This window comes from Paraburkholderia sp. (assembly GCF_049581445.1).
GTDB lineage: Bacteria > Pseudomonadota > Gammaproteobacteria > Burkholderiales > Burkholderiaceae > Paraburkholderia.
On record NZ_JBAURZ010000080.1, the window covers coordinates 12,910 to 26,262 of the forward strand.

Annotated in this window: 13 protein-coding genes; 3 read left to right on the forward strand and 10 right to left on the reverse strand. The window is 60.6% G+C overall.

Translation table 11 applies throughout. From position 1 onward, the window contains the following. Nucleotides 1–122: 122 nt before the first annotated feature. From WCA85_RS06550 to WCA85_RS06580, 7 genes are all read right to left on the reverse strand, one after another. Entirely contained in the window at nucleotides 123–1,124 is a 1,002-nt protein-coding gene (locus tag WCA85_RS06550) for an ABC transporter permease (RefSeq protein WP_424062356.1), read from the reverse strand. Continuing rightward, nucleotides 1,121–2,650 carry a sugar ABC transporter ATP-binding protein gene (locus WCA85_RS06555; protein WP_424062391.1) on the reverse strand — a complete coding sequence of 510 codons (1,530 nt, stop codon included), beginning with the start codon at nucleotides 2,648–2,650 and terminating at the stop codon, nucleotides 1,121–1,123. The genes WCA85_RS06550 and WCA85_RS06555 overlap by 4 nt, the downstream gene beginning before the upstream one ends. Nucleotides 2,651–2,770: 120 nt before the next feature. After that, nucleotides 2,771–3,877: a sugar ABC transporter substrate-binding protein gene (locus WCA85_RS06560; protein WP_424062357.1), complete on the reverse strand. Its 1,107-nt coding sequence runs from the start codon at nucleotides 3,875–3,877 to the stop codon at nucleotides 2,771–2,773. 126 nt (nucleotides 3,878–4,003) lie between these two features. After that, nucleotides 4,004–4,678, reverse strand: coding sequence for a class II aldolase/adducin family protein (locus tag WCA85_RS06565; protein WP_424062358.1), 675 nt, complete (start codon nucleotides 4,676–4,678; stop codon nucleotides 4,004–4,006). Beyond that, the gene (mtnA, locus tag WCA85_RS06570; RefSeq protein WP_424062359.1) at nucleotides 4,675–5,754 is read right to left on the reverse strand and encodes an S-methyl-5-thioribose-1-phosphate isomerase; all 1,080 of its coding nucleotides are present in this window, start codon (nucleotides 5,752–5,754) and stop codon (nucleotides 4,675–4,677) included. Before mtnA ends, WCA85_RS06565 begins: the two co-directional genes overlap by 4 nt. Before the next feature lie 52 nt (nucleotides 5,755–5,806). Then, nucleotides 5,807–7,084, reverse strand: a complete 1,278-nt coding sequence (gene mtnK, locus WCA85_RS06575) for an S-methyl-5-thioribose kinase (RefSeq protein ID WP_424062360.1) — start codon at nucleotides 7,082–7,084, stop codon at nucleotides 5,807–5,809. A gap of 27 nt (nucleotides 7,085–7,111) precedes the next feature. Beyond that, nucleotides 7,112–7,807, reverse strand: coding sequence for a GntR family transcriptional regulator (locus WCA85_RS06580; RefSeq protein WP_424062361.1), 696 nt, complete (start codon nucleotides 7,805–7,807; stop codon nucleotides 7,112–7,114). A 390-nt stretch (nucleotides 7,808–8,197) separates the two neighbouring features. Between WCA85_RS06580 and WCA85_RS06585 the strand changes: the two genes are divergently transcribed. Beyond that, nucleotides 8,198–9,019, forward strand: a complete 822-nt coding sequence (locus WCA85_RS06585) for an aldo/keto reductase (RefSeq protein WP_424062362.1) — start codon at nucleotides 8,198–8,200, stop codon at nucleotides 9,017–9,019. A 26-nt stretch (nucleotides 9,020–9,045) separates the two neighbouring features. Here the strand turns inward: WCA85_RS06585 and WCA85_RS06590 are convergent, their stop codons facing one another. Continuing rightward, nucleotides 9,046–9,585, reverse strand: a complete 540-nt coding sequence (locus WCA85_RS06590; RefSeq protein ID WP_424062363.1) for a YbaK/EbsC family protein — start codon at nucleotides 9,583–9,585, stop codon at nucleotides 9,046–9,048. 334 nt (nucleotides 9,586–9,919) lie between these two features. On the opposite strand from WCA85_RS06590, the gene WCA85_RS06595 reads away from it, so the two are divergent. Further along, nucleotides 9,920–10,648: an alpha/beta hydrolase gene (locus WCA85_RS06595; RefSeq protein ID WP_424062364.1), complete on the forward strand. Its 729-nt coding sequence runs from the start codon at nucleotides 9,920–9,922 to the stop codon at nucleotides 10,646–10,648. 212 nt (nucleotides 10,649–10,860) lie between these two features. On the opposite strand, the gene WCA85_RS06600 is transcribed toward WCA85_RS06595, so the two are convergent. Beyond that, the gene (locus WCA85_RS06600; protein ID WP_424062365.1) at nucleotides 10,861–11,718 is read right to left on the reverse strand and encodes an oxidoreductase; all 858 of its coding nucleotides are present in this window, start codon (nucleotides 11,716–11,718) and stop codon (nucleotides 10,861–10,863) included. A 119-nt stretch (nucleotides 11,719–11,837) separates the two neighbouring features. On the opposite strand from WCA85_RS06600, the gene WCA85_RS06605 reads away from it, so the two are divergent. After that, the gene (locus WCA85_RS06605) at nucleotides 11,838–12,797 is read left to right on the forward strand and encodes a LysR family transcriptional regulator (protein WP_424062366.1); all 960 of its coding nucleotides are present in this window, start codon (nucleotides 11,838–11,840) and stop codon (nucleotides 12,795–12,797) included. A gap of 11 nt (nucleotides 12,798–12,808) precedes the next feature. Here WCA85_RS06605 and WCA85_RS06610 read toward each other — a convergent pair whose 3' ends face one another. Then, entirely contained in the window at nucleotides 12,809–13,348 is a 540-nt protein-coding gene (locus WCA85_RS06610; protein ID WP_424062367.1) for a DUF1003 domain-containing protein, read from the reverse strand. Between the last annotated feature and the right edge of the window lie 5 nt (nucleotides 13,349–13,353).

The following is a 13,353-nucleotide window of genomic DNA, read 5'->3' on the forward strand; positions in this document are numbered from 1 at the left end:
TCGTCGCAGGGGGTTCCGGTCGGCGTCCGGGTCACAATCCAGGCGCCACGTTGGCCAAAATCAGGCACGGATATAGACGCTCGGGCACGCGTCTGCGCGCACCGCAGCGCTTACCCGCACGCTTAAAGCTTGTGCCGCTGACTGAGGGCGTCGAGCAGCACAGCCGCGAAAATCACACCGCCCTGAATGAACTGCGTCCAGAACGGATTCACGCCCAGCAGCGAAAGTCCCACGTTGATCACGCCGATCAACACCACGCCGATGAAGGTGCCGATAATCGAACCTCGACCGCCGGCAAGTGACGTCCCGCCGATCACGATCCCGGCGATCACCTGCAGTTCAAGCCCGTTAGCCGCCGACGGCAACGCCGAATTAAGCCGCCCTGCCAGCACGATGCCTGCAATCGCCGCAGTGAATCCAGCCAGCGTGTAGGTCAAGAAAATCACCCGGCTCACCGGAATCCCGGCAAGACGCGCCGCTTCCTTGTTGCCGCCTACGGCAAACACCTGATGGCCAAAAGTCGTTTTGCGCAACAGGACGTGGCCGATCAGGAACACGACCAGCATCACGATCATCGGCGCGGGCAGTCCGATAAAGGTCTTCGCGCCGAAGGCGGTGAACGCGTTGGGGAAATCGAACTTGGTGCGGCCATCGGAGATGGCGAGCGTCAGGCCGCGTCCCATTGCCATCATCGCGAGCGTGACGATGAACGGCACCAGCCGCAGCCACGCCACCGCCATGCCGTTCAACGCGCCCACCAGCGCACCCACTACAAGCGCCACGACAAGGCCGCCCACGCCAAGTGCAAACGCACCAGGGCTCGACCCGGCCATTACGGTAGCCGCGACCATACCGCTCAAAGCCACCAGCGATCCGACCGACAGATCGATCCCCGAAGTGATGATCACAAACGTGCCGCCCACTGCCGCAATCCCCACCACCGACACCTGCACCATCACATTGGTGAGTGTGCTCGTGGTGAGAAACTCCGGCGAGGCGACTGACAACACGACGCAAATGACGATCAGCGCCGCCAGCAGCGGTCCAATGCCGCTGCGCAATTGCCGGATCACACGGCGCGACAGCGCCTCCGAATCCGATTGTTTCGCTGCGGTGGAGGTCATGCTCCTACTCCCGTGGTAGCCCATTGAATCACCGTTTCGGAGTCCGCCTGATCGCGCGGAATTTCCGTGACGATGCTGCCTCGATACATCACGAGCACGCGATCGGACATGCCGAGCAACTCAGGCAGTTCCGAACTGACCATGATGACGGCAGCGCCCGCCCTCGCCATCGCCACCATGTGCGCGTAGATTTCGGTTTTCGCACCGACGTCGATGCCGCGTGTCGGTTCGTCCAGCATGATCACTTTCGGCTGCGTGGCTGTAGCGCGACCGAGAATCACCTTCTGCTGGTTGCCGCCGGACAAGTCGCCAGTCATCTGCGCCACCGACGACGCGCGAACGCCGAAGCGCTTGCTCGCCTGCAATGCCAGCTCACGTTTTTTTGAGCGGCTGACGAAGCCCGCTGTCGCTAGCGCCCGCAAGCTCGACAGCGCGACGTTTTCTTCGATGCTCGCCTCCAGCACCAAACCTTCCAGCTTGCGATCTTCCGCCGTATAGACGATGCCGTTGCGCACGCCTTCGGTGGGCGAGCCGATCGTCACCTTCTTGCCGCGAATCAGCAGTTCACCGCTGCTCAACGGCAACGCGCCGAAGATCGTCTTCAGCAACTCCGTGCGTCCCGCGCCAGCAATGCCTGCGACACCGACGATCTCACCAGCCCGCACGCTAAAGCTGGCATCACGCAGCACCGGCGGGCTGGCGAGATGGCGTGCTTCAAGGACCACCTCGCCATACTCGCGCGGCTCCCATGGATAGAACGAGTCAAGCGTGCGCGCGACCATCGCCTGTACCAGATCGGACTCGGTCCATTCGGACATCGGTCTCGCGCCGACGGTGGCGCCATCGCGCATCACGACTGCCGAGTCTGCGAGTTCGAACACCTCTTCGAGATGATGCGAGATAAAAATGATCCCCATGCCCGCCGCGCGCAGCCGCCGCACGACCGCATACAGATTCGCGATGTCACCGCTTTGCAGCGCCGCGGTGGGTTCATCCATCACCAGAATGCGCGCGTCGCGGGCCACAGCTTTGGCCACTTCCACGAGTTGCCGTTTGTTGAGCGGCAAATCGCCCAGACGAGTACGCGGCGAGATGCCATCAAGCCCGACTTGCGCGAGCGCCTCGCGGGCCAGGCCATCGGCCTTGCCGAGCAGGACCATGCCGTGACGTGCCGGCATGCGGCCGAGGAACAGGTTCTCCGCGACTGTCATGTCGTTGATGAGCGAAAGCTCCTGGTAGATCACGGCCACGCCGGCATCGATTGCCGCGTGCGTGCCGCGCGCGAGCGGTTCACCTTCGATCTCGATCGTGCCCTCGTCCGGTTCATACGCGCCCGAGAGCGTTTTGATCAGCGACGACTTGCCCGCGCCGTTCTCGCCGACAATCGCCATCACCTGCCCTGCCTGCAATTCAAGGCTTACGCCGCGCAGCGCCACCACGCCCGGAAAGCGCTTGACGATTCCGGTCATTCGCAACAACGGCGGCCCCGCTGTGGCCGTCGTGGCGCCAGCCTGCAGCGCAGCCATCCTGGCCGCCCCGCCGTCGCTGTGCGCACTCATTTCACTGTTCATGATTGCGTCCCGTCATACCGCCGCGCGCTTCGCCTTCCCCTCACCGTGCAAAAGACAAAGCGCGCGCCGTGTTGCTTATTGACTGACCTGCTCCGACCAGAGACCGTATTTCTTGGTCGCATCCGAGTCGATGTTGTCCTTCGTGATCAACAAGGTCGGCCATGCGTAGTTCGCCGGAACATCTTTCTTGTTGTTGTAGTCGGAGATGAACTGCAGCGCCTTGGCCGCCATTTCGATCGGGTTCTGCGAAATTGTCGCGTCCTGCTTGCCTGCCCGAATCGCCGAGAGCGCCTGCGCCGTGCCGTCCGCGCCGATCACCATGATGTGCGCCTTGTCTCCAAGCGGCTTGTAACGGCCTGCGTTGTCGATGGCCTTTTCCGCGCCCACCGTGTTGTCGTCGTTCGCCCCGAACACTGCGTCAATCTGCGGATACTTCTGCAGAATATCGGTCATTGCGTTGAGCGACTTCTCCTGATCGAACGCGCCTTCCTGACGCGCCACCACCTTGATGTCCGGGAACTTGGCGATCTCGTCGCTAAAGCCCTTCTCGCGATCCGTCGCCGCTGTCGTGCCGACCAGACCAATCAGGTCGACCACATTGCCCTTGGGCGACCCGTAACGGGCCTTGAGCTGATCGGAGATCCAGTCAGCCGCTGTTTTGCCGAGTGCCACGTTGTCCGAAGCAACGAACGATGTCACCTTGCCGCCGTCCGAACCCCGGTCGAGCATGAACACGGGAACGTTCATCGAATTGGCTTTTTCAACCGCAGGGATGATGGCTTTCGAATCGATCGGATTGAGCACCAGCGCCGTCACGCCCTGGCTCAGCAGATTGATCGCATCGTTCACCTGTTGCTGGGCGTCACCGTTGGCGTTGGTCTGGACCAGATCGAAGCCCTGAGCCTTCGCGCCTTTTTCCACGCCTGCCTTGAGGCCGACGAAGAACGCGTTGTTGAGCGTGGCGATCGAGAATCCCACTTTCACCTTGCCCGTCGCCGGCGCCGCGCTCGCTGCCGCAGCGGGACTCGCGGCCGCACTGGCACCGGCATCGGACGCTGCCGTGCTGGATGAGTTGTCGCTCTTCGAGCAGCCGCTCAAGGCAGCCGCCGTGCACAGCAGCAAGGTCGCCGCCGGTGTGCCAAGCTTCGCCCATACATCGAATCTTGCTGAATTCCAGGCCATAACCGTCTCCGCTTTATAAGTGGTGAAAGCAGTGTGTGATGATTTGCCACTTCGAATCCGGCTTGCGCCCTGCACAGCCGAACGATCGAATTCAAAACCGACTACGCTTCGCTGCCTTGCTCTTCGTTACTCTTCCGTCTGACGCAACCCGTATCCCTTGAACCGTTCGATCACCTCGCTCATCTGCGCATCCGACAGCGTCGGCGGCGGGCCCAGTTGCGACGCCAGCAGATATTGCTGCGCGAGCACCTCGACTTCATTGGCGAGCCACAACGCGCGCTCAAGGTTGCGGCCGAGCGCGATTACACCGTGGTGCGCGAGCAGGCATGCGGTGCGATCCCGCAATGCGACGATGGCGTTATCGGATAGGGCCTGGCTGCCGAAGGTGGCATACATTGCGCAGCGAATCGAATTGCCACCGCCCACCGCGACCATGTAGTGATGCGCGGGGATCTCGCGACCGTGAATCGCTAATGCCGTGGCCGCGTTCGAATGGGTATGGACCACTGCGTTCACGTCGCGGCGGTTGAACAGGATGTCGCGATGAAAGCGCCATTCCGACGACGGCCGCTGGGTGCGAAACACTGCCGCATCATCTTCGACGTCAAGCGGCAACCAGACGATATTGCCCGGCTTCAGATCGCCGTAGGTCACACCGCTTGGCGTGATCAGCAAACCATCCCGCCAGCGCACACTGACATTCCCAGAGGTTCCCTGGTTGATGCCGAGGCGCTCCATCGCGCGGGCCGTTTCAATGACCTCGCTGCGCAACGCGGCCTCTGTGTTTGACGCAGTGTTCACAGTGCACCTCCGTCGGAAACAAACAGCGCGGCCAGGTTTTTGCCGAACGGTGCGCGCACGATGCCGCGCTCCGTAATGAAACCCGTCACCAGTTCGTTGGGCGTTACATCGAAGGCTGGGTTGCGTACCTTGATATCCGGTGGCGCGATACTCCGGCCGCCTAGGTGCGTGACCTCGCCATCGCTCCGCTCTTCGATCACGATGTCCGCGCCGCGCGCGGTCTGCAGATCCAGCGTCGACGAGGGACATGCGACATAAAACGGCAGGTTGAAATAGCGCGCCGCAACCGCGACGCCCAACGTGCCGATCTTGTTGGCGAAGTCGCCGTTCGCCGCGACCCGGTCAGTGCCGACGATCACGACGTCCACGAGCCCCTGCGCCATCATCGAGGCGGCCATGCCATCCGTGATGAGCGTGACATCGAGTCCGGCTTGCTGCAATTCAAACGCGGTCAGACGTGCGCCTTGCAAGAGCGGCCGGGTCTCGTCCGCGAATACGCGAAACGCTACGCCGTTTTGATGCGCCAGATACAGCGGCGCGGTGGCCGTGCCAAGGCCAGTGGTCGCCAACGCCCCTGCGTTGCAATGGGTGAGCACGCCAGAACCGGGTGTGATCAGCGGCAGGCCATGTACGCCGATTCCTTTACAAATCGCCTGGTCTTCCTGATGAATCTTCGACGCCTCCGCGACCATAACCTGATATAGCGCCTCGGCGTCTACCGCGTCGGAGCGCTGTGCGGCTTGCGTCATACGCCTCAGAGCCCAGCTCAGGTTCACTGCCGTGGGCCGCGCTGTATCCAGATAGGCGGCGTGCTGCTCGAGTGCTGCGTAAAACGCTTCACGCGAGCCGTCACGCGCGGGCTGCATCGCCACACAGAGGCCATACGCCCCTGCCACGCCAATAGCCGGTGCGCCACGTACGCGCAATTCATGAATCCCGCGCCACACTTCTTCGACCGTCCTCACCCGCTCGACCACGCTCTCGTGCGGCAGCCGCGTCTGATCCAGCAGGTAGAGCGCGTCCTCTTTCCAGGCGATCGTGGCCGGAAGCGTCAGCAAAGGGGACGACGAGACCATGCGTTCTCCGATATGTGTAGGGTCTGTTTCGCTGCGTGCTGCACGCCGTGGTTCATGCGTCGACCTCACGTGAAAGTTGGGTCGCCGTAGCCAGTTCAACCACTTCTTCAATCCCCATCAGCGCCTCGCGCTGCACCAGTAAAGTCTCGGCGAATTGCAGGCAACGCACTTCAATTGCCGCCCGCGCCGCTGCGTCTGGAATCGACGTGATGTCTGCTACTTTCGCCATACCGACGATGCGGCGAATCATCTTGCAGCCGGTGAAGCCCAGCGTGTCCGCGAAGAGTCTGCGTATAAATGCAGCCCGAAACGCTTCGGCACACTCATGGCTTGGGTCGTCGCCGATAAAGTGCCAGCTGTTCGCGCCGCCCGTGTTTTCGTGTTCGCGCCACAGTCCGAGGAATTGAGCGGCAAAGCCGTTCCAGACCTCGACCACCTGCTTGAGGAGCCAGCTTTGGTAAGGCCGTGGGTCCGCGCCGTCTACCCGGCCATGCCATTCGCGCGAAAAGAAGGCGAGCAGAAAATTGGCCAGCAGCGCGCCGACGTCGAAACCCATCGGTCCATAGAAAGCGAATTCCGGGTCGATCACGTAGCTCTCGTCCTGGTTGACCATGATCGAACCGGTGTGCAGATCGCCATGCAGTAGCGTTTCTGCGTGATTCATGAATGCCCACTTCATCTGCGCTACCGCGACACGCAAAGGCACGTGATGTCGAAGCCGTTCAATGGCTGCTTTCGGCAGCGCTTCGCTATAGACGTTAGAAGGGTGACCCTCGAACGGAAAAGTGAACACGAGCTCTTCGGTGATCTTGCAGAGTTCGCTATTGATGCCGGCGCGAGCGGCTTCTTTCTTTGCTTCGGCGTCGAGGAACAGATCCGAGCCATAGAACAACGTGCGCGCGAGGTAAGTGGCCATATGCCCCGCGAGTTTCGGGTAGACGATGCCGTCTATCAGGCCACGGCGCAGGATGCGATGCGAGGCGAGCCGCTGCATCACCACCAGAAACAGCTCGCTGTCCGCGTGGTACACCTGCGGCACATGCTGCGGACACAGCGCACCGAAGCGGCGTAATGCTGCGACTTCGTGCTCCATGCGCTGCCGCGTCAGCGGCCAGGCTTCACCCACGAGACGCAGGAACGGGGGCGCCTGCTTGACGACCACGCTTTGTTGCGGCACCTGCACGTTGCTGACGAAATACACGTAATTCAGATTACCGTCACCGACTTCGACGACTTCCAGCTCGCTGTCGTCGCCGAGCAGGGCGTTCACCGCGGGAATGCGATGCAGGTACGCCGCCAGCTCGGAAGAAGTCAACGCCTCAAATTCCATGGTGCTCCTCTACGTATAGAAGACCGCTTATCTGCGCTTGCGTACCAGGTCGAACTTGAAAATGCTGGTGTTGTAGTAGTCGTTGCTGTAACAGATCGGCCGGCCTGTGTGATCGAAATCCACTTCGTCGATCAGCAGGAAGAGGCCGAAGCCGTCCTGCAGTTCAGGCAGGTCGCGTGAGGTCAGGATGGTCGGCTGAATCGAACTATGCGTATGCGACAGGCGCAGCCCGGCGCGCGCAAAGAACGCAAACAGCGACTCGCCAAGCTCGATCTCCGTGGCATCGAAGATCGCCTTAGGTACGATGTCGATGCAATAGGCCGCAATGGCATCGTCAGCACGTCGGACCCGTTCGATCCACATGCATGGGTCGCCCACCTGCAGACCCAGCTTGTTTGCGAGGCTCTCCGAGGCGGAGACAGGCTTGACCTGCATACGGCTCGTCGACGGCACCGCGCCCACGCTCTTGATCATGTCCGTCACAGACATCAGATCATCCAGACCACCCTGCAGCTTCAGCGCAATTTGTCTGACGAAGGTGCCCCTGCCCTGAACGCGCGTCAACAGGCCATGCGAAATCATCTGCGCCACCGCTTCCCGCAAGCTGGAGCGCCCGACGCCTAACAACTCGCAAAGCTCCGGCTCAGTGGGGATCTGATCGCCTGGCTTGAGCGCCTGCTCACGAATCATCGACAATAGAGATTCCTGAATCTTTTCGCTCATGGACCGATCGACGCTAAGGCGCATGGTTCGCGGCTGAAGTCTGCACGAAAATCAATATACATCAGACGTCTGATGTATATTTTCGGGGCATACCCTTACTGTTGGATTTGAAAACCGTTAGTGCTGCACTGCAATGTGCAGCAGGAATGAAGCGTGATTTCGTGCGAGCATGGAACGTGCATGACCATCCTGGCATGCACTCGCCAAAGCGCACCGGATCAAGAGGAGGACTGCGTGAATGCATCCCGATCGACCGTGAATGATCTCAGCCGACGCACCTGGTTGCGTGGCGCACTCGGTGCCTCGCTAGCGTGGCCGCTCAGTCGCATGGCCGGAGCACAGTCCTCTGATGCGCAGATACCCTTGCGCTCACCGAGCGCATCCCCGGCGATGAACAGGCGCCCTATTCCCAGCACCGGCGAGCCGCTGCCTGTCGTAGGCTGCGGCACCTGGCGCACGTTCGATGTGGGCGACGACGCCGCTGCGCAGGCGCGCCTCGCCGAGGTCTTGAAGGTGCTGTTCGCCGCAGGCGGTTCCGTAATTGATTCGTCACCGATGTACGGCTCATCCGAGGCCGTAGCGGGCACGCTGCTGACCCGGCTCGCGGCTCATCAGAAAGCGTTCGTTGCCACCAAGGTGTGGACTGAAGGGCGCGAGGCAGGCATTGCGCAGATGGAAGAATCGATGCGGCGCTTGCAGCAGCCGCGTATCGATCTCATGCAGATTCACAACCTGCTCGACTGGCGCACACAACTGGCGACGCTGCGCGACTGGAAAGCGAGTGGCCGGATTCGCTATCTCGGCATTACCCACTACACGCCGGGCGCCTTCGATGAAGTCGAGGCCATCATGCGCAACGAACAACTCGATTTCGTGCAGATCGATTATTCAGCAGATGACCGCGCCGCTGAGGAACGGATTTTGCCGCTGGCAGCACTTCGCGGCATTGGCGTGATTATCAATCAGCCCTTTGGCGGCGGAAGTTTGCTCGGACGCATGCACGACCGGCCATTGCCCGGATGGGCCCCGGAAATTGACTGCACGTCGTGGGCCCAGGTGCTTCTGAAATTCGTGCTGGCGCATCCCGCCGTCACCTGTGTCATCCCCGGCACAGGCAGGCCCGAGTACATGATCGATAACGTACACGCGGGAATCGGTGCCTATCCGGACGCGGCGTTACGCAAACAGATTGTCGCCGCGATCAGCGCATGAGCGCATGCGTCTTGAGGACTGGCCACTTACTCTGCCGGCAGAGTAAGCGCAGCAACCTCGCAGTTTTTCAAGCTGCGCAGCACTGCGGGCGGCAAAAGCAGTTTGGCAGCACGCACGCCCGCGCCCATCACCACCTGAGTGCGCTCCATCACAGCGGCATCCACCAGAACGCGCCAGTCTTCCGGCACACCAAACGCTGTGATCCCGCCGAACTCCATGCCGCTATGTTCGACTGCGACTTCCCGCTTGGCGAACGAAAGCCGCTGCGCACCCAGATGTGCTTTCACCGCGCCGTTGATATCGAGGCGCAGCGAGCCAAGCGTGACGATCGCGGCATATTGCTCGGCTCCGTCCTTCTTGTACTTGATGACGATGGTGTTCGCACAGTCTTCCAGACCGAAGCCGTACCGCGCACTGAATGCGGCCGTATCCGACGCGTCGTCTGCGACTGCAAACACGATCACTTCGTTAGGTGGCAAGTGAGCGATGACGTGCACCGGGAGATAGGCGCTGAGTTCCGTCGACGGGATGATGTCTAACTGCGGGAAAGATTCGTGTGAGTGCATGGCGGCTGTGCGAGTTGGGATTCACGCTATTCTAGCGGCTGATTTTTTATGCTGCAGCGAAAGGGGCGGCGACGCGTTTTAAGGGTGAGTGATTTCCAATCTGGTGCTGCGTCCCTTATCCTCACCGCTATTAGCTCGTCACCTCCACTCGTTCTGATATTTCGACGGCCACGGCGACGCCACAGATACCTTTACACAGAGGCTCGGTTTGTTCCCAGTTAAAGCGGCGTGCTTGCGCTCTAGTCTTGTTGCGATCGCGTTGACGACGCTCTCAGCGAACGCGTCTTCGGCCTACGCAAATCAACGCCCTCTTTCGGACGAAGAACCGGCCAGAGTGTCACTGCAAAGCGGCGTGCTGGTGCGCGATTTACCTCTGGAAAATGGCGCGTTTCAGCGCGTTCTCTACGCCGCTCCGCCGCAAAAAGCGCGTGGTGTCATCGTGATGTTTGCTGGAGGCGCCGACGACCTTGGTATCCAGACGAATGGCGAGATCGAACACTCCGATAATTTCGTGGTCCGCTCGCGTGCCTTGTGGATCGCCAAAGGCTACGGCGTGGTACTCGTCGATGCAATCGGCGATCAATCCATGCGCGGCAAGCGCAGCAGTGCCGCCTACGCTGCAGTTACCCGACAGATCGCCGCGTTCGCCCAGCAACAATCGCCGGCACCCGTCTGGATACTCGGCACGAGTCAGGGATCGATAGCGGCGATGAACGCAGCATCGCATGCGAGCCGTACCCAGATCGCGGGGGTAATCCTGACGGAATCCGTCTCGTTGCCCGGCGGCTCGCACGAGACCGTCTTTGATGCCCACCCTGAACAGGTCCATGTGCCCGCGCTCGTGGTCGCCAACCAGAACGATCGCTGCAAGGTGGCGCCGCCTTCAATGGCCAAAGCGATCGCCCAGGCGCTGCGGAACACACAGGTCTCCGTACTTTTCGTGCAAGGCGGCCTCACACATTCGTCGAACGCCTGCGCGTCCCTATCGCCGCATGGTTACGACGGTATCGAATCCAATGTAGTAGATCAGATCACCGCGTGGATGGCACGCGTGACGAGTTGAGCGCAATCACGATTGCGCCCACCGCCCACATGGGTACGCTGCCTGTTCAGCTATTGTTTACCGGCGCCGCTGATGTTGTCTGATTAGGCGTGCAGTCTGTTTTGTATTTCGCCTGCAGGCGAGAGCGAGCGTCGGTGATATCGAGCGCGTAGTTATCGACACCGGGCCGGTAACCCACCGACTCCAGTAACTCGGCTACCCATTCCCTCCCCTCAATCAGCAAAGTCAGTCGAGCCCGACAGTTCCTTCCATATTTCGGTCTCCTGCGTCACGTACTCATTTTTCGCCGCGATTGCAGCGAGCGTATCCGTGCCGAGCGGAAGGCGCAGTGGCGGGGTCGGCGCGTCGACCAGCTTGAGCATCGCTGCCGCCAGCTTCTTCGGGTCGCCGGGCTGGTTGTGATTCATCTGCGTGGCTTTGCGACGCACCGCGCCCGAGGTCTCGTCGTAGTCGTCGATCACCTCTGGCGCCACAATCAACGATGATCCATCCAGAAAGTCCGTGCGGAAGTACCCGGGCTCGACAACCGTCGCGTGGATACCGAGCGGCTTTAACTCGGCGTATAGCGATTCGGTGATACCTTCAACCGCGAACTTCGTCGACGAGTACACACCGAATCCCGCCCCGGCCCGATAGCCGCCAATCGACGAAATGTTGATCACGTGACCCGAGCGCTTCGCGCGCATTGTCGGCAGCACGGCGCGCGTTACGTTCAGCAAGCCGAATACGTTGGTGTCGTACATGCGCCGGACATCCTTGTCGGCAGATTCCTCTACCGCACCCAACAGGCCAAAGCCAGCGTTATTCACCAGCACGTCGACGCGCCCGAATTTTTCCACCGCTGCCTGCACGGCAGCCTTCGCCTGTGCCTCGTCGGTTACATCCAGCGCAACAGGCAACAGAGCCGGCGATTCACCGAGACGCTCGACAATCGCTTTGACGTTGCGCCCTGCAGCCACTACCGCGTTGCCGTCCGCAAGCGCCGCTTCGGCGATCAATGCGCCGATCCCACGCGACGCGCCAGTGATGAACCACACGCGTTTGAAACCGCCCTGTTGGGTGTCAACCATGATGTATCTCCTACATTTGGGGTGAAGTGATGCCATCGTAGGGGCTGCGACTGACACAAACTAGCCGTCAATTGCTAGACTCATAATCAATCTTTATTTGCGAATCCGGGGCGCGCGCCATGAACGAAATTCGTGCAATCACCACTTTCGTTCGAGCCGCGACGCTCGGCAGCCTGCGGCGTGCAGCGGTCGACCAGGGCGTCTCGCCGCAGGCTGCAAGCCATGCAGTGATGCAACTGGAGAAGGAACTGGGCGTGCGGCTCTTTCATCGGACTACGCGCAAGCTCAGCCTGACCGAGGAAGGCCAGCGGCTTTTCGACAGCGTGCAGCCGGCACTTTCGATTCTGTCGTCGGCTCTTGACGAAACCCGGCGCTCGAAAGAGGAAGTTGGTGGCCTGCTGCACGTGAGCGCACCCCGATCACTGGGACTTCCGGTTCTGTGGCCATACTTCGAGGCATTCCAGCAGCTTCACCCGAATGTGCAACTCGACGTGCAGTTCAACGACCACTTCACCGATCTCGTGACTGCACGTTCCGACGTGGGATTCCGCGCTGGGCCGCCGCCGTCGGGTGGTTCGATTGCTCGTCGGCTCATGCCGATCCAGCTGATTGTCTGCGCTTCGCGGGAATACATCGAGCGCAACGGCGCGCCGCGAACCATCGAAGAACTGGCGCAACATCGCTGCACTGGATACCGACGCGCCAACACAAACAAGCTGGCGCAGTGGCAGTTCGGAGTCGGCGATGAGGTCGTCTATCGCGATGTCCCCGCGGCCATCTGCGTGAACGATACGGAGCTGGAAACGCAGGCCGTGCTATCGGGACTCGGCATTGGGCAGTTGGCCAGCTTCAACGCTACGGCCCACATTAGAAGCGGCCGACTCGTTCCCTTGCTGACGCAACACGTCACCGAGTACGGCACGATCTATATTTACTACGGACATCGAACCGAGCAGCCGTTGCGCGTGAAAACCTTCATCGATTTCATGATCGAACGCATGACCGATAACAGGAACTTCTTCCTCGATCAGTCGGAGCTTCGCGCCGCTCGTTTGCCGCAACGGGGCCGGGCCCGCTAAACATTAACGCACTACGACTTGGAATCCATCCGCGCCAACTTGTCATGCAGTTCGCGCGTCAGCGCTTCGATACGCTCGCTCATCTCCTTGGTGATTTCGGTCAACCTGGTATTTTGCGCGAGCAGAATAACCAGTTGCTCAGTCTGCTTCACCGTCAGGACCTGCCGCTCTTCGTTTGCCTTGGCGATGTCTTCGCGATGACGCGCATCTGCATCGGAGCTAGTCTTGTCGCGGTCTGCCTGTCGCGTTTGCGCAAGCAGAATCAAAGGGGCTGCATAGGCCGCCTGCAGACTGAATGCCAGGTTTAGAAGGATGAAAGGATAGACGTCAAACTTGGTTAGCCCAGCGACGTTCATTCCAATCCAGACGGCGACTATGATTGTTTGGGCAACCAGAAACGTCGGCGTCCCGAAGAAGCGGGCGAAACTCTCCGCCTTCAGAGCGAACCAGTCGTCACCGAATACAGATGAAAGGTGGGCGTGTGGTAAATGAAACCGTAAGTGACGGTCATCGTCTTTCGGGTTGTCGTTGGGAGAAAGAGGTGTGTTCATGATTG